Annotated in this window: 6 protein-coding genes and 6 rRNA genes; 1 reads left to right on the top strand and 11 read right to left on the bottom strand. The window is 44.9% G+C overall.

Going from position 1 to position 18,143, the window contains the following annotated elements; all coding sequences use genetic code 11:
- Positions 1-342: 342 nt before the first annotated feature.
- The gene (locus QUF78_RS02780) at positions 343-900 is read left to right on the top strand and encodes a shikimate kinase (protein WP_289318828.1); all 558 of its coding nucleotides are present in this window, start codon (positions 343-345) and stop codon (positions 898-900) included.
- A gap of 121 nt (positions 901-1,021) precedes the next feature.
- Here QUF78_RS02780 and QUF78_RS02775 read toward each other — a convergent pair whose 3' ends face one another.
- From QUF78_RS02775 to QUF78_RS02725, 11 genes are all read right to left on the bottom strand, one after another.
- On the bottom strand, positions 1,022-2,035 hold the full coding sequence (locus QUF78_RS02775) for a LacI family DNA-binding transcriptional regulator (RefSeq protein WP_289318827.1): 1,014 nt from the start codon (positions 2,033-2,035) through the stop codon (positions 1,022-1,024).
- Positions 2,036-2,260: 225 nt separating this feature from the next.
- Positions 2,261-3,469, bottom strand: a complete 1,209-nt coding sequence (locus QUF78_RS02770) for an MFS transporter (protein WP_289323474.1) — start codon at positions 3,467-3,469, stop codon at positions 2,261-2,263.
- A 314-nt stretch (positions 3,470-3,783) separates the two neighbouring features.
- Entirely contained in the window at positions 3,784-4,668 is an 885-nt protein-coding gene (locus QUF78_RS02765) for a shikimate dehydrogenase (RefSeq protein ID WP_289323473.1), read from the bottom strand.
- Positions 4,669-4,734: 66 nt separating this feature from the next.
- Positions 4,735-5,496: a type I 3-dehydroquinate dehydratase gene (aroD, locus tag QUF78_RS02760; RefSeq protein WP_289323472.1), complete on the bottom strand. Its 762-nt coding sequence runs from the start codon at positions 5,494-5,496 to the stop codon at positions 4,735-4,737.
- A 56-nt stretch (positions 5,497-5,552) separates the two neighbouring features.
- Positions 5,553-6,758, bottom strand: a complete 1,206-nt coding sequence (locus tag QUF78_RS02755) for an MFS transporter (RefSeq protein ID WP_289323471.1) — start codon at positions 6,756-6,758, stop codon at positions 5,553-5,555.
- A gap of 903 nt (positions 6,759-7,661) precedes the next feature.
- Positions 7,662-7,777 (bottom strand): 5S ribosomal RNA (rrf, locus tag QUF78_RS02750).
- Between the two features lie 64 nt (positions 7,778-7,841).
- Positions 7,842-10,774 (bottom strand): 23S ribosomal RNA (locus QUF78_RS02745).
- 175 nt (positions 10,775-10,949) lie between these two features.
- A 16S ribosomal RNA gene (locus tag QUF78_RS02740) occupies positions 10,950-12,500 on the bottom strand.
- 552 nt (positions 12,501-13,052) lie between these two features.
- Positions 13,053-13,168, bottom strand: a 5S ribosomal RNA gene (gene rrf / locus QUF78_RS02735).
- Between the two features lie 64 nt (positions 13,169-13,232).
- Positions 13,233-16,165, bottom strand: a 23S ribosomal RNA gene (locus QUF78_RS02730).
- A 175-nt stretch (positions 16,166-16,340) separates the two neighbouring features.
- A 16S ribosomal RNA gene (locus QUF78_RS02725) occupies positions 16,341-17,891 on the bottom strand.
- Together the 16S, 23S and 5S rRNA genes form the textbook arrangement of a ribosomal RNA operon.
- Positions 17,892-18,143: the final 252 nt, after the last annotated feature.

Below are 18,143 nucleotides of genomic sequence, written 5' to 3'. Positions count from 1 at the left end.
AACGAAGACCTTTTTGAAACACACTCCCCTTCCGATTAGTAACGCTTTTGGCCAAATCCATTAAAACTATATTATCCAGATCAATTACTATCTTCATTTTCAATAGACCATTCACCCCAATAAATGAAAGGTGTAAATCGAATATAAAAAAATTTATTGTTCCTTTAAGAATGGGATAAGTGATTTTAGAAATAAACCGCTTATATTACGCATTTCCATTGTCCAAATATTAAAAAATATCTTTTTTACAATTTTACTTTCTTGTACTATAATAAAGTTATTTTAAAAATTTCAGGAAAGACTTTTAATCATTATAAAAATAGTTGGGAGAGGGATTTATAGATGATTAATAAAAACACATCTTTGAGGATGCAAAGTATCGTTTTTATTGGCTTTATGGGAGTTGGAAAGACGACGATCGGACAGAAAGTAGCCAGAAAGTTATATAGGGACTTTATTGATATAGACCAAGAAATTGAAAAGGAATTCAATATGCCCACTACAGAAATATTCAAGAAGTTTGGGGAAAAAGCATTTCGCGAAAAAGAAAAAAATGTGATTGAAAGCCTTAGTCAACAACAATTGAAAATCATTTCAGTTGGAGGCGGGGCATTCTTACAAGAGGATATACGCAATATCTGTTTATCTAATTGCATTGTCTTCTACCTTGATTTATCTTGGGAATATTGGAAAGAAAGAATTGGCTTACTTATTGATAGTAGACCTGTTTTACAAAGTCGGACCCTAGAGGAAATCGAAGAGCTCTTTTACACCAGACAGGAGATATACTCCTATCATCATTCAAAAGTGAATACCAACGATCTTGATGTTGATGAAGTGGCAGACTTTATAGTCGATTCATTGAAAGTGGCCTGGGATATTTATGAACCGCTTAAGTAAGCCCCATTCCTTTTATATTTAACCAATGTCCCCGATAAAAGAATAATAGAAAAGATGAAAAGGATACAGAGGTAAGGACACCCAGCCTCCTGTAAACTAATCACCTTTTTATTTTTCTTTATTAGGAAGACTCTCTAATTATCAGTTCTGGGTTTAATATGATTCGCTGTTGTTCACGTTCGATTTTCTCCATTTGCTGGTACAAGAGATTCGCTGCCTCTTTTCCGATACGTCTAGGAAATGAAGAAATGGTCGTTAACGGAGGATGATAGATTTCTGCAACTGGAACGTTATCGAACCCTACGATATCTATATCTTTTCCAGGAGTAAATCCTTTCATCCTTAATCCTTGCATAACACCGAAGGCAATTAAGTCGCTAAAGCAAAAAATTGCAGTTGGCGGATTGGGATTCTCAAGTACTTTCAATACAGCCTCTAGCCCGCCCTCCCGTGTCGGGGCACTATCTATCATTAACGATTCATCCACTTCCAAGCCCGCTCTTGAAAGGGCTTCCCGATACCCCTCCATTCTCTCGATCCAAGTAGAAGATTCCCTGATTCCACCAAGGAGCGCAATTCTTTTATGTCCCTTTTCAATAAGATGGTCAACAGCAATTCGGGCTCCTTCTGGATAATCGATGCCTACATAGTCACTATTCACTTCCGGTAGTTCTCTCACAGCAAGGACCATTGGCGTGTCAATTTCATTTAATCGCTCAATGGTTTCTTGTGTACTTTCAGAGACAGGACAAAGAATCAAGCCTCCAACCCTATGTTCCAACATGGTTGAAAGAAGATGGTCTTGCTTGGTAACCGAGTCGAATGTAGTCCCCAGCAACACCGTATAACCGACCTCATCCAATGCGTCGTGAACGCCTATCAGGAATTCAGAAAAAAAGGTATTTGATATATCAGTAATAATGATTCCTACAGTATCAGAACTCTGCGATCTTAGGTTTGCTGCAATTCTATCGTAAACATAACCCAATTCATGCATGGATTTTAATACCTTTTTTCGCGTCGCTTCCGAAATTCGCGGGTTATTACGAACTATAAGGGAAGCAGTGGAAGTAGATACCCCAGCATGTTTCGCTACCTCTTGCAGCGTGACTCGACCTTTTTTGGATTGTTTCATAGTTCAATCACCATCTTGAATGTATTTTTGATGTATTTTTTATTATCATGTTCTTACTATAATAATAATATAGTTACTGTCATTATTATACCCTTGCTTTTGGGACAAGGGTATTTCATCGGTCAATAATCTCTCCAATACATCTATATACCTTATTCATTTGACCAAAAAAAAACGCCACCCTAGTTCTAGTAGATGGAGTTTTAACTAATCCGTCACCATTCATTATCCATGGTTAAATATAGTCTGGTGCTGTGTCAATTTTTTATACCGATAATTAACAAATGCTGCAGCTAGGATACCTAATGTTGCAATAAAACAATCGAATAGAAATATGTGAGATATATCCCCACTCTTGGCGATCAGACCCGTTGCAATTGGTAAAATGACGCTCGCCAAACTTGAGGCCGTCGCAACGATCCCTGTTACAGTTCCTTTTTTCCTCCAGAAAAGTTCAGTCATTATTGCAATGGTTAATTGAAATATCCCAGCTGTCGAGGCTCCAAGGAAAAAGGAGGTAATACTTAAGACCATAGGTGAATGAACAGTTAATATGATGATTACTGTCAGTAAAGTAATCATTGGATAAAGCAATATCACCGTCACGGGCTTAATCCATTTGTTTAATAAGACGGATAGTAGCAGGACGGAAATGAGTGATCCAACACCATAATAGCTCAGTAATTTAATCGAACCTGATGTGGACATCCCTGCAACTTCATGTCCGAAACTCGGTAACCAGATTTGTGAAACTGTAAATAACGCAGTTGAAGTAAATCCAATTATGATTAGCGCCAGTCCTTCGCTCCAAAATTTAGGTTCAGTTATGAACCTGTTCAATTGCAAATCATCCTCATTACTGACAGGACCGGACTTGCTTTTTGGAAATGAAACCGACATCACAAAAAACATATTAACGAAATAGATGACGGCCGGTAATATAAATGCAAATCCGTAAAATAATTGGTTCTTGGAAAGAAACAAGATGATGAATGGTAAGATGGTTGCACCTAGGGAACCAAAAGCCTTAACCATAACACTGGCGGAACCTGCAGAATTAGGAAACATTTCAGTTAGAGCTGGATATGTACCAGCATCCATGGCTGAGTTGGAAATACCCGCAAGTAAAGCAAATACAAAGGCCATTTCATATGTGGGGGAAAATGGAATCCCAATTAGAAAAACTCCCATTACAATTGAGGAGACAATAATTAAAGGCTTTCTTCCAAATTTATCTGATAATACTCCCGTGAGACCATACGTGAGTAATCTCCCTATTCCTATTGCGGCAATGAGATAACTGATGCCAGTAGAATCCGTATCCCATTGCTCTGTTAAGGAGGACATGTTTGAGGCGAGGATTATATTGACCATACCCAGCAGAAAATAGTTAATATACATGCTGGATGCCGCTTTAAAATACTGATTTTTCATTATTACACCCCTATAATAGGTCACGATGTGATGTTTCTCCCTTGACCTTATAATTCAAAAATACAGTAATAAAATATTTTTCTATAAATACATTTTGAATTAAGTCTCCCCTTTATGTTATCCATTTAAATGAAAACCACTTTTCAAAAAAAAAACGCTAAGAAAAACAAGGGACTTCACTCCCTGCATTTCTTAGCTCCGAGGTTTTCTGCACTCATTTGTAAGTACTTTTATCCTTTAACAATGATGCACTTCAAGTATGAAAAAACCTCTATTACGATAAAATGGAGAATAATCTCGAGAGTGGAATCATATTATTCTGCAAACATTTGCTCTTTGATGTAATCTACAGGCATCTGTTGACCTGTCCATAATTCAAAGGCCAATGCACCTTGCCATAGCATCATCCCAAGACCATTAATTGCTGTAGCACCCGCAGCCTCAGCTTGTTCCATTAGTTTCGATTTGCGGGGAATGTAAACAACGTCTGTTACGATTAAATCAGGACGTAGCATGGATTCATCTTGAATGACACTTAAGCCTTCAAGTGGTTTCATGCCAACGCCAGTTCCATTTGCCAAAATATCACTAGTTGCGATTTCAGCCCTTAATTGCTCAACATTTTCAAGAGGGTATACATTTGCTTTCACGTTTAAGTGCTTCATATCTTCATTGATGATTCGTACATTTTCTTCTGCTTGCGGGTAGAAATCATCATCACGAGCAAAAATGCTGATTTCCGCCACACCTTCTAGAGCAGATTGAATAGCGATAGGAGTAGCAGCCCCACCAGAACCGATAAGAGTCATTTTCTTACCTTTAATATTTATACCATGTTCTTTTAGGTTCCGAGTATAACCCATTCCATCGGTACTGTGACCCACGAATTTCCCATCGACATTGACAACTGTATTAACGGCCCCAGAAAATTTAGCACTGTCTGCCAACTCGTCAAGATAAGGAAGTATTTTCATTTTATTAGGCATGGATACGTTAAATCCTTTTACATTTAATGCACGCATCCCTTTGACTGCATCTTCCAATTGTTCATTTCCGACTTCAAATGCTAAATAGGCGCAATTCAATCCTAATTTATCAAAAGCTAAATTATGCATGGCTGGTGACAAAGAATGTCCGATAGGTGTTGCAAGCAACCCTACCAATTCTGTTTTTCCATTGATACGTCCTAGATTTTCCATGTTCTATTCCCCCTGGTGGTTAATTTGAAAAATTTATATAAATTCCTTCTTGGAAGAAATTTCGAATTAAATATTTTGATCAATGATCTCCAATACACTTCTTAATTGATTAACAGGAATTTGTCCTGGGGCAGATGCTTCTTTTCCGGCACCGAATGTACAAGCAGATCCAAACACCGCGCCTGATAATCTACTTACCAGACCTGTACCCGACATTGACATCGTAATGAACGGACGATCGGCATACTTTGTTTTCATCGTATGGGTTGCATCTAATAAAATGAGTAAATCACCAACACTTTGGGGCATTACAGCGATTTTTGGAATATGAGCTCCAAATTCCTGCATTTTACGCAAACGGTATATGATTTCTTCTTTTTCTGGTGTCTTATCGAAATCATGGTTACACATCACTACGTATACGCCATTTTCCTCAGCTATTTTTACAGTCTCCTTCACTGACGACTCTTCAAAAAATAACTCTACATCGACAAGATCAATATTCTTCGTTCTAATTGCTGTATGAAGCAGTTGAAAATAATATTCATCGGTGATTTCCTTGTTCCCGCCTTCTTTATGGCTTCTAAAAGTGAAAAGCAGCAATGTACTAGGTACAGCACGTCTAAGTTTTGAAATCATTTCCGAAACGGCTTCTAAGCTCTCAACTTGTTCAAAGACATCCACTCGCCATTCAATGATATCCGGCTCTAAAGCATTTACCGTTTCAACTTCTTTCAGTAGTTCTTTTTCAGTGGTCCCCATAAGCGGAACGATGATCTTTGGAACCCCTTCTCCGATCGTTACGTCTTTGATCGTGATTGTTTGCATGGATGTTTCCCCCTTTTATCATTATCATCAGTGGTGATTGATGTTCGCTTTACCACTTAATTGGATGAAATCTTAATTACCTTTTTATATCGATAGGCAACGAATACGGCCAATAAAATACTGACTACTGCAATTGCCACATCAAACAAGAAGACTGCAGTTAAACCGGCACTCTTAGAAATGATACCTGTAACGAAAGGTATGATGATAAAAGCTGAACTAGCTGCAATGTTTACATAAGAAGTAATCGTCCCTTTATTGGCTGGGAAGAATTCGGTAATTATTGTCATGGCTAATTGGAACACTCCTGCAGTTGAAAGTCCAATGAAGAAAGCGCTCAAAACAGTCATAAATGGTTGCTGGATATATATGAGTGACAATAAAGATAGTGCTGCAATGATTGGATAGATGATCATGACGGTAATAGGCTTAATTACTTTATTCAATAGTACCGCCAGTAAAATGACAGAAACAAGGGAGCCAACGCTATAGTAACTAAGCAATTGAACAGCCTTAGCCTGGGTTAGCCCCAATACCTCTTGTCCAAAGTTCGGGAGCCAGACTTGAACCAGCATGAATAAAGCAGTTGATGTGAAGCCTAAAAGTATGACGGCCAATCCTTCCTGAGCAAACTTCGGTTTTGATAGGAATTGGTGTTGAACCGTTGCAGCTTGTTTTTCATCTTGGACATGACTAGGAGCTTTATGATTCGGGAATGAAACCTTGAGCAAGAAGAATCCGTTAACAAGGTAAACAGCAGCCATTAAGAAGAATGTATACCCGTAAAACATATCTCTAGCTATAAAGAACGCCATGATAAATGGGAGAAGTGCGGCACCGACTGAAACGAACGCTTTTATTAATACGGTAGCGGAACCTGCTTTCTTTTGAAAAGCCTCAATAAGCGCAGGATACGTACCAGCGTCCAAAAATGAGTTTGCAATACCAGCACAAACAGCAAATATAAATGCCAATGTATAGTTAGGAGCCAAAGGTATACCTATGAGGAAGATCAGGTAGATAAAAGATGCTGAAACGACAAATGGCTTCCTTCCTAATTTATCTGACAGTCTACCGGCGAAAAACAAAGAAACTAACTTACCGATTCCTATAGCAGAGACCAAGTAGCTTATCCCCGATGCACTTGTGTTTAATTGTTCGGATAAATTTTCCATATTAGATCCAATGATAATATTAATCATGCCTAAAATAAAATAACTAATATATAAACCTGTTGCCATTTTTATAAATAAATTTTTCATGAAACACACCCCTATAGTTATTAATGATCGAAATTCAATTTGATTCTTTAGCCTTTCAGAAGTTTCCCCCTTGCCCCATATCATAAATTCAAGAAACAAATTACGTTCAAATAAAAAACAATAAACCTCTAAGTAACCGACTCCAGTTAGTACATCGTTCTACTAGATTTTAGCTAGTATATCGTTCTACTAATTTTTCTTAATAGTTAGTATATCGATCTACTAACACTATTCTTATCAATAAGTTTATAAATCCAATAGTATTGAATTTTAGCGCTTATGCTGAAGTAATTTAGTTAACTTTTTTAGTATATCGTTCTACTCGAATTATTATACTGCGCTAATTTCATTGTGTCAAACTCATGAAGCAGTCCTGAAACACTGTTCCTTATTAACCATCTCTGAATTTTGAAGTGCTCACCAAATATCATCCTTATCTTAATAGTTCAGCCATAGCTTGTTTTTGGTACTGTTCATACATGATGATGAATGTTTTTATTTAATATGGCACAAGGCATATCTCTTAAAATTAGTTTCTTCTATTTCGATATTCCTTACTTTTTTAGTTACCAGTTTCTGAATAAATTTCTTTTTAGCTAAAATAAATGAAGTGCTTCTGATTTAAATCCAATGTTGCAACTTTTTGTAATTGAAGTTATAAAGTTGAATTTTTCACTCGAGTTAATCATCTGTCTTCTAAATTATTATAAATTACTTTGTTCAATCTCTGACTAAGTAATGCTGTAACACATTTGCCCTTATTTCAACTTCCTTGCTTCTTATTTCCTATAAGGGAGATAAATGGAATTCATATTTTTTTCTCTTCATAAAGCCTAATGATCTTATCCGGTCTTTTATCCAGAACACAAAAAAAGACCAGCCGGATGGCTGATCTTTGAAATGGCTTGGCGGCGTCCTACTCTCACAGGGGGAAACCCCCAACTACCATCGGCGCTGAAGAGCTTAACTGCCGTGTTCGGAATGGGAACGGGTGTGACCTCTTCGCTATCGCCACCAAACATATCAGGAACGTTGTTCCTTCAAAACTAGATAATAAGAAGGTATTTCATTTTTTAAAAAGCGTTGGTTAAGTCCTCGATCTATTAGTATCAGTCAGCTCCACATGTCGCCACGCTTCCACCTCTGACCTATCAACCTGATCATCTTTCAGGGATCTTACTAGCTTGCGCCATGGGAAATCTCATCTTGAGGGGGGCTTCATGCTTAGATGCTTTCAGCACTTATCCCGTCCGCACGTAGCTACCCAGCTATGCCTTTGGCAAGACAACTGGTACACCAGCGGTGCGTCCATCCCGGTCCTCTCGTACTAAGGACAGCTCCTCTCAAATTTCCTGCGCCCGCGACGGATAGGGACCGAACTGTCTCACGACGTTCTGAACCCAGCTCGCGTACCGCTTTAATGGGCGAACAGCCCAACCCTTGGGACCGACTACAGCCCCAGGATGCGATGAGCCGACATCGAGGTGCCAAACCTCCCCGTCGATGTGGACTCTTGGGGGAGATAAGCCTGTTATCCCCGGGGTAGCTTTTATCCGTTGAGCGATGGCCCTTCCATGCGGAACCACCGGATCACTAAGCCCGACTTTCGTCCCTGCTCGACTTGTAGGTCTCGCAGTCAAGCTCCCTTGTGCCTTTACACTCTACGAATGATTTCCAACCATTCTGAGGGAACCTTTGGGCGCCTCCGTTACTCTTTAGGAGGCGACCGCCCCAGTCAAACTGCCCACCTGACACTGTCTCCCACCCCGATAAGGGGCGCGGGTTAGAATTTCAATACAGCCAGGGTAGTATCCCACCAACGCCTCCACCGAAGCTAGCGCTCCGGCTTCTCAGGCTCCTACCTATCCTGTACAAGCTGTACCAAAATTCAATATCAGGCTGCAGTAAAGCTCCACGGGGTCTTTCCGTCCTGTCGCGGGTAACCTGCATCTTCACAGGTACTATAATTTCACCGAGTCTCTCGTTGAGACAGTGCCCAGATCGTTACACCTTTCGTGCGGGTCGGAACTTACCCGACAAGGAATTTCGCTACCTTAGGACCGTTATAGTTACGGCCGCCGTTTACTGGGGCTTCGGTTCAAAGCTTCGCTTGCGCTAACCTCTCCCCTTAACCTTCCAGCACCGGGCAGGTGTCAGCCCCTATACTTCGCCTTGCGGCTTCGCAGAGACCTGTGTTTTTGCTAAACAGTCGCCTGGGCCTATTCACTGCGGCTTTTCCGGGCTATTCACCCTAAAAAGCACCCCTTCTCCCGAAGTTACGGGGTCATTTTGCCGAGTTCCTTAACGAGAGTTCTCTCGCACACCTTAGGATTCTCTCCTCGCCTACCTGTGTCGGTTTGCGGTACGGGCACCTTACATCTCACTAGAGGCTTTTCTTGGCAGCGTGGAATCAGGAACTTCGGTACTATATTTCCCTCGCCATCACAGCTCCGCCTTAATGGAAACGGGATTTGCCTCGTTTCCGGCCTAACTGCTTGGACGCGCATATCCAACAGCGCGCTTACCCTATCCTTCTGCGTCCCCCCATCGTTCAAACGATGTATAGGTGGTACAGGAATATCAACCTGTTGTCCATCGCCTACGCCTTTCGGCCTCGGCTTAGGTCCCGACTAACCCTGAGCGGACGAGCCTTCCTCAGGAAACCTTAGGCATTCGGTGGAAGGGATTCTCACCCTTCTTTCGCTACTCATACCGGCATTCTCACTTCTAAGCGCTCCACCAGTCCTTCCGGTCTGACTTCAACGCCCTTAGAACGCTCTCCTACCATCGACACCTAATGGTGTCAATCCACAGCTTCGGTGATACGTTTAGCCCCGGTACATTTTCGGCGCGGAGTCACTCGACCAGTGAGCTATTACGCACTCTTTAAATGGTGGCTGCTTCTGAGCCAACATCCTGGTTGTCTAAGCAACTCCACATCCTTTTCCACTTAACGTATACTTTGGGACCTTAGCTGGTGGTCTGGGCTGTTTCCCTTTCGACTACGGATCTTATCACTCGCAGTCTGACTCCCAAGAATAAGTATTTGGCATTCGGAGTTTGACTGAATTCGGTAACCCGTTGGGGGCCCCTAGTCCAATCAGTGCTCTACCTCCAATACTCTCATCTTGAGGCTAGCCCTAAAGCTATTTCGGAGAGAACCAGCTATCTCCAGGTTCGATTGGAATTTCTCCGCTACCCACACCTCATCCCCGCACTTTTCAACGTGCGTGGGTTCGGGCCTCCATTCAGTGTTACCTGAACTTCACCCTGGACATGGGTAGATCACCTGGTTTCGGGTCTACGACCTCATACTCATTCGCCCTATTCAGACTCGCTTTCGCTGCGGCTCCGTCTTATCAACTTAACCTCGCATGAAATCGTAACTCGCCGGTTCATTCTACAAAAGGCACGCCATTACCCATTAACGGGCTTTGACTACTTGTAGGCACACGGTTTCAGGATCTATTTCACTCCCCTTCCGGGGTGCTTTTCACCTTTCCCTCACGGTACTGGTTCACTATCGGTCACTAGGGAGTATTTAGCCTTGGGAGATGGTCCTCCCTGCTTCCGACGGGATTTCTCGTGTCCCGCCGTACTCAGGATCCACTCAGGAGGGAACGAAGTTTCAACTACAGGGTTTTTACCTTCTTTGACGGACCTTTCCAGGTCACTTCATTTACCCCGTTCCTTTGTAACTCCATGTTGAGTGTCCTACAACCCCAAGAGGCAAGCCTCTTGGTTTGGGCTAATTCCGTTTCGCTCGCCGCTACTCAGGAAATCGCATTTGCTTTCTCTTCCTCCGGGTACTTAGATGTTTCAGTTCCCCGGGTCTGCCTTCAGTACCCTATGTATTCAGGTAAAGATACTGTTCCATTACGAACAGTGGGTTTCCCCATTCGGAAATCTCCGGATCAAAGCTTACTTACAGCTCCCCGAAGCATATCGGTGTTAGTCCCGTCCTTCATCGGCTCCTAGTGCCAAGGCATCCACCGTGCGCCCTTTCTAACTTAACCGTTAAAAAGATCTTACAGATGCTTTGAAAAAAATTAATTGCCTTCTATCTATTATCTAGTTTTCAAGGAACAAAGCAGAAAGAATCCATCACATCGTGATGTTTTTCTTCCCTATCTGAATGAATTACTCATTCAAAACTGAACAAAACAAAAGCGCTCTCGTAATTATCCTTAGAAAGGAGGTGATCCAGCCGCACCTTCCGATACGGCTACCTTGTTACGACTTCACCCCAATCATCTGTCCCACCTTAGGCGGCTGGCTCCATAAAGGTTACCTCACCGACTTCGGGTGTTACAAACTCTCGTGGTGTGACGGGCGGTGTGTACAAGGCCCGGGAACGTATTCACCGCGGCATGCTGATCCGCGATTACTAGCGATTCCGGCTTCATGTAGGCGAGTTGCAGCCTACAATCCGAACTGAGAATGGCTTTATGGGATTCGCTTACCTTCGCAGGTTTGCAGCCCTTTGTACCATCCATTGTAGCACGTGTGTAGCCCAGGTCATAAGGGGCATGATGATTTGACGTCATCCCCACCTTCCTCCGGTTTGTCACCGGCAGTCACCTTAGAGTGCCCAACTGAATGCTGGCAACTAAGATCAAGGGTTGCGCTCGTTGCGGGACTTAACCCAACATCTCACGACACGAGCTGACGACAACCATGCACCACCTGTCACTCTGTCCCCCGAAGGGGAAAGCCCTATCTCTAGGGTTGTCAGAGGATGTCAAGACCTGGTAAGGTTCTTCGCGTTGCTTCGAATTAAACCACATGCTCCACCGCTTGTGCGGGCCCCCGTCAATTCCTTTGAGTTTCAGCCTTGCGGCCGTACTCCCCAGGCGGAGTGCTTAATGCGTTAGCTGCAGCACTAAAGGGCGGAAACCCTCTAACACTTAGCACTCATCGTTTACGGCGTGGACTACCAGGGTATCTAATCCTGTTTGCTCCCCACGCTTTCGCGCCTCAGTGTCAGTTACAGACCAGAAAGTCGCCTTCGCCACTGGTGTTCCTCCAAATCTCTACGCATTTCACCGCTACACTTGGAATTCCACTTTCCTCTTCTGCACTCAAGTTCCCCAGTTTCCAATGACCCTCCACGGTTGAGCCGTGGGCTTTCACATCAGACTTAAAGAACCACCTGCGCGCGCTTTACGCCCAATAATTCCGGACAACGCTTGCCACCTACGTATTACCGCGGCTGCTGGCACGTAGTTAGCCGTGGCTTTCTGGTTAGGTACCGTCAAGGTACCAGCAGTTACTCTGGTACTTGTTCTTCCCTAACAACAGAACTTTACGACCCGAAGGCCTTCTTCGTTCACGCGGCGTTGCTCCGTCAGACTTTCGTCCATTGCGGAAGATTCCCTACTGCTGCCTCCCGTAGGAGTCTGGGCCGTGTCTCAGTCCCAGTGTGGCCGATCACCCTCTCAGGTCGGCTACGCATCGTCGCCTTGGTGAGCCATTACCTCACCAACTAGCTAATGCGCCGCGGGCCCATCTATAAGTGACAGCATAAACCGTCTTTCCATCTTCTCTCATGCGAGAAAAGAACGTATCCGGTATTAGCTCCGGTTTCCCGAAGTTATCCCAGTCTTATAGGCAGGTTGCCCACGTGTTACTCACCCGTCCGCCGCTAATCTCAGGGAGCAAGCTCCCATCGATTCGCTCGACTTGCATGTATTAGGCACGCCGCCAGCGTTCGTCCTGAGCCAGGATCAAACTCTCCGAAGAAATGTTTGACTTGCTCATTTTGCTTTTTTGATAGTGTGTGCTCACTTAAAATTTAACGTTGGCGCTTTGTTTTGTTCAGTTTTCAAAGAGCAATTTCACAATCGTTCTTTCGAACGGCTTGTTTATTCATCATAACATCTTATTGATTAGTTGTCAACTTCTGCGAAGTTTTAAACTTATTTTAAATCGCTGTGTTTTTCAGCGACCATTTCATCTTATCATTTTCATAGTAAGAAGTCAATAGTTATTATTTTTGTTTTGGTAATCTACCAAAAGCGGATGAAGTTGTTCGTTTGTCTCAGTTGGTGCTTATTTATATTAATCCAATTTCACTTTAAAGTCAACACATTTCAAAATAAATAATTCCTTGTCTAAATGAAGGGTCTATATCTATCTGATCCCCGTTGGCTTAAGAATAAAAAACACGACTTTAATAAAAATAATTCAGACAGAACTCCAAGGTTTCATAAAAAAACCTTATAAGTCTTCATATATTGTACACGTCCTTATAAATGCAAAAAAAGATCAGCCGGATGGCTGATCTTTGAAATGGCTTGGCGGCGTCCTACTCTCACAGGGGGAAACCCCCAACTACCATCGGCGCTGAAGAGCTTAACTGCCGTGTTCGGAATGGGAACGGGTGTGACCTCTTCGCTATCGCCACCAAACATATCAGGAACGTTGTTCCTTCAAAACTAGATAATAAGAAGGTATTTCATTTTTTAAAAAGCGTTGGTTAAGTCCTCGATCTATTAGTATCAGTCAGCTCCACATGTCGCCACGCTTCCACCTCTGACCTATCAACCTGATCATCTTTCAGGGATCTTACTAGCTTGCGCCATGGGAAATCTCATCTTGAGGGGGGCTTCATGCTTAGATGCTTTCAGCACTTATCCCGTCCGCACGTAGCTACCCAGCTATGCCTTTGGCAAGACAACTGGTACACCAGCGGTGCGTCCATCCCGGTCCTCTCGTACTAAGGACAGCTCCTCTCAAATTTCCTGCGCCCGCGACGGATAGGGACCGAACTGTCTCACGACGTTCTGAACCCAGCTCGCGTACCGCTTTAATGGGCGAACAGCCCAACCCTTGGGACCGACTACAGCCCCAGGATGCGATGAGCCGACATCGAGGTGCCAAACCTCCCCGTCGATGTGGACTCTTGGGGGAGATAAGCCTGTTATCCCCGGGGTAGCTTTTATCCGTTGAGCGATGGCCCTTCCATGCGGAACCACCGGATCACTAAGCCCGACTTTCGTCCCTGCTCGACTTGTAGGTCTCGCAGTCAAGCTCCCTTGTGCCTTTACACTCTACGAATGATTTCCAACCATTCTGAGGGAACCTTTGGGCGCCTCCGTTACTCTTTAGGAGGCGACCGCCCCAGTCAAACTGCCCACCTGACACTGTCTCCCACCCCGATAAGGGGCGCGGGTTAGAATTTCAATACAGCCAGGGTAGTATCCCACCAACGCCTCCACCGAAGCTAGCGCTCCGGCTTCTCAGGCTCCTACCTATCCTGTACAAGCTGTACCAAAATTCAATATCAGGCTGCAGTAAAGCTCCACGGGGTCTTTCCGTCCTGTCGCGGGTAACCTGCATCTTCACAGGTACTATAATTTCACCGAGTCTCTCGTTGAGACAGTGCCCAGATCGTTACACCTTTCGTGCGGGTCGGAACTTACCCGACAAGGAATTTCGCTACCTTAGGACCGTTATAGTTACGGCCGCCGTTTACTGGGGCTTCGGTTCAAAGCTTCGCTTGCGCTAACCTCTCCCCTTAACCTTCCAGCACCGGGCAGGTGTCAGCCCCTATACTTCGCCTTGCGGCTTCGCAGAGACCTGTGTTTTTGCTAAACAGTCGCCTGGGCCTATTCACTGCGGCTTTTCCGGGCTATTCACCCTAAAAAGCACCCCTTCTCCCGAAGTTACGGGGTCATTTTGCCGAGTTCCTTAACGAGAGTTCTCTCGCACACCTTAGGATTCTCTCCTCGCCTACCTGTGTCGGTTTGCGGTACGGGCACCTTACATCTCACTAGAGGCTTTTCTTGGCAGCGTGGAATCAGGAACTTCGGTACTATATTTCCCTCGCCATCACAGCTCCGCCTTAATGGAAACGGGATTTGCCTCGTTTCCGGCCTAACTGCTTGGACGCGCATATCCAACAGCGCGCTTACCCTATCCTTCTGCGTCCCCCCATCGTTCAAACGATGTATAGGTGGTACAGGAATATCAACCTGTTGTCCATCGCCTACGCCTTTCGGCCTCGGCTTAGGTCCCGACTAACCCTGAGCGGACGAGCCTTCCTCAGGAAACCTTAGGCATTCGGTGGAAGGGATTCTCACCCTTCTTTCGCTACTCATACCGGCATTCTCACTTCTAAGCGCTCCACCAGTCCTTCCGGTCTGACTTCAACGCCCTTAGAACGCTCTCCTACCATCGACACCTAATGGTGTCAATCCACAGCTTCGGTGATACGTTTAGCCCCGGTACATTTTCGGCGCGGAGTCACTCGACCAGTGAGCTATTACGCACTCTTTAAATGGTGGCTGCTTCTGAGCCAACATCCTGGTTGTCTAAGCAACTCCACATCCTTTTCCACTTAACGTATACTTTGGGACCTTAGCTGGTGGTCTGGGCTGTTTCCCTTTCGACTACGGATCTTATCACTCGCAGTCTGACTCCCAAGAATAAGTATTTGGCATTCGGAGTTTGACTGAATTCGGTAACCCGTTGGGGGCCCCTAGTCCAATCAGTGCTCTACCTCCAATACTCTCATCTTGAGGCTAGCCCTAAAGCTATTTCGGAGAGAACCAGCTATCTCCAGGTTCGATTGGAATTTCTCCGCTACCCACACCTCATCCCCGCACTTTTCAACGTGCGTGGGTTCGGGCCTCCATTCAGTGTTACCTGAACTTCACCCTGGACATGGGTAGATCACCTGGTTTCGGGTCTACGACCTCATACTCATTCGCCCTATTCAGACTCGCTTTCGCTGCGGCTCCGTCTTATCAACTTAACCTCGCATGAAATCGTAACTCGCCGGTTCATTCTACAAAAGGCACGCCATTACCCATTAACGGGCTTTGACTACTTGTAGGCACACGGTTTCAGGATCTATTTCACTCCCCTTCCGGGGTGCTTTTCACCTTTCCCTCACGGTACTGGTTCACTATCGGTCACTAGGGAGTATTTAGCCTTGGGAGATGGTCCTCCCTGCTTCCGACGGGATTTCTCGTGTCCCGCCGTACTCAGGATCCACTCAGGAGGGAACGAAGTTTCAACTACAGGGTTTTTACCTTCTTTGACGGACCTTTCCAGGTCACTTCATTTACCCCGTTCCTTTGTAACTCCATGTTGAGTGTCCTACAACCCCAAGAGGCAAGCCTCTTGGTTTGGGCTAATTCCGTTTCGCTCGCCGCTACTCAGGAAATCGCATTTGCTTTCTCTTCCTCCGGGTACTTAGATGTTTCAGTTCCCCGGGTCTGCCTTCAGTACCCTATGTATTCAGGTAAAGATACTGTTCCATTACGAACAGTGGGTTTCCCCATTCGGAAATCTCCGGATCAAAGCTTACTTACAGCTCCCCGAAGCATATCGGTGTTAGTCCCGTCCTTCATCGGCTCCTAGTGCCAAGGCATCCACCGTGCGCCCTTTCTAACTTAACCGTTAAAAAGATCTTACAGATGCTTTGAAAAAAATTAATTGCCTTCTATCTATTATCTAGTTTTCAAGGAACAAAGCAGAAAGAATCCATCACATCGTGATGTTTTTCTTCCCTATCTGAATGAATTACTCATTCAAAACTGAACAAAACAAAAGCGCTCTCGTAATTATCCTTAGAAAGGAGGTGATCCAGCCGCACCTTCCGATACGGCTACCTTGTTACGACTTCACCCCAATCATCTGTCCCACCTTAGGCGGCTGGCTCCATAAAGGTTACCTCACCGACTTCGGGTGTTACAAACTCTCGTGGTGTGACGGGCGGTGTGTACAAGGCCCGGGAACGTATTCACCGCGGCATGCTGATCCGCGATTACTAGCGATTCCGGCTTCATGTAGGCGAGTTGCAGCCTACAATCCGAACTGAGAATGGCTTTATGGGATTCGCTTACCTTCGCAGGTTTGCAGCCCTTTGTACCATCCATTGTAGCACGTGTGTAGCCCAGGTCATAAGGGGCATGATGATTTGACGTCATCCCCACCTTCCTCCGGTTTGTCACCGGCAGTCACCTTAGAGTGCCCAACTGAATGCTGGCAACTAAGATCAAGGGTTGCGCTCGTTGCGGGACTTAACCCAACATCTCACGACACGAGCTGACGACAACCATGCACCACCTGTCACTCTGTCCCCCGAAGGGGAAAGCCCTATCTCTAGGGTTGTCAGAGGATGTCAAGACCTGGTAAGGTTCTTCGCGTTGCTTCGAATTAAACCACATGCTCCACCGCTTGTGCGGGCCCCCGTCAATTCCTTTGAGTTTCAGCCTTGCGGCCGTACTCCCCAGGCGGAGTGCTTAATGCGTTAGCTGCAGCACTAAAGGGCGGAAACCCTCTAACACTTAGCACTCATCGTTTACGGCGTGGACTACCAGGGTATCTAATCCTGTTTGCTCCCCACGCTTTCGCGCCTCAGTGTCAGTTACAGACCAGAAAGTCGCCTTCGCCACTGGTGTTCCTCCAAATCTCTACGCATTTCACCGCTACACTTGGAATTCCACTTTCCTCTTCTGCACTCAAGTTCCCCAGTTTCCAATGACCCTCCACGGTTGAGCCGTGGGCTTTCACATCAGACTTAAAGAACCACCTGCGCGCGCTTTACGCCCAATAATTCCGGACAACGCTTGCCACCTACGTATTACCGCGGCTGCTGGCACGTAGTTAGCCGTGGCTTTCTGGTTAGGTACCGTCAAGGTACCAGCAGTTACTCTGGTACTTGTTCTTCCCTAACAACAGAACTTTACGACCCGAAGGCCTTCTTCGTTCACGCGGCGTTGCTCCGTCAGACTTTCGTCCATTGCGGAAGATTCCCTACTGCTGCCTCCCGTAGGAGTCTGGGCCGTGTCTCAGTCCCAGTGTGGCCGATCACCCTCTCAGGTCGGCTACGCATCGTCGCCTTGGTGAGCCATTACCTCACCAACTAGCTAATGCGCCGCGGGCCCATCTATAAGTGACAGCGTAAACCGTCTTTCCATCTTCTCTCATGCGAGAAAAGAACGTATCCGGTATTAGCTCCGGTTTCCCGAAGTTATCCCAGTCTTATAGGCAGGTTGCCCACGTGTTACTCACCCGTCCGCCGCTAATCTCAGGGAGCAAGCTCCCATCGATTCGCTCGACTTGCATGTATTAGGCACGCCGCCAGCGTTCGTCCTGAGCCAGGATCAAACTCTCCGAAGAAATGTTTGACTTGCTCATTTTGCTTTTTTGATAGTGTGTGCTCACTTAAAATTTAACGTTGGCGCTTTGTTTTGTTCAGTTTTCAAAGAGCAATATTTTGCATCGCTTCTTCAGCGACTTAATTAGTGTAACACCTTTCGAACACCATGTCAACAACAAGTTTTCATTTTCTCTCACTGCCTTTAATGTCTCAAGCGGTGTATTTAATATATTAGCACTTGCATACAGACAAGTCAATTTAATTCTCAAAAA

This window comes from Peribacillus sp. ACCC06369, assembly GCF_030348945.1.
Taxonomy (GTDB): domain Bacteria; phylum Bacillota; class Bacilli; order Bacillales; family DSM-1321; genus Peribacillus.
Note: the sequence above shows the minus strand (reverse complement) of the source record. Positions and strands in the feature narration are given on the sequence as shown.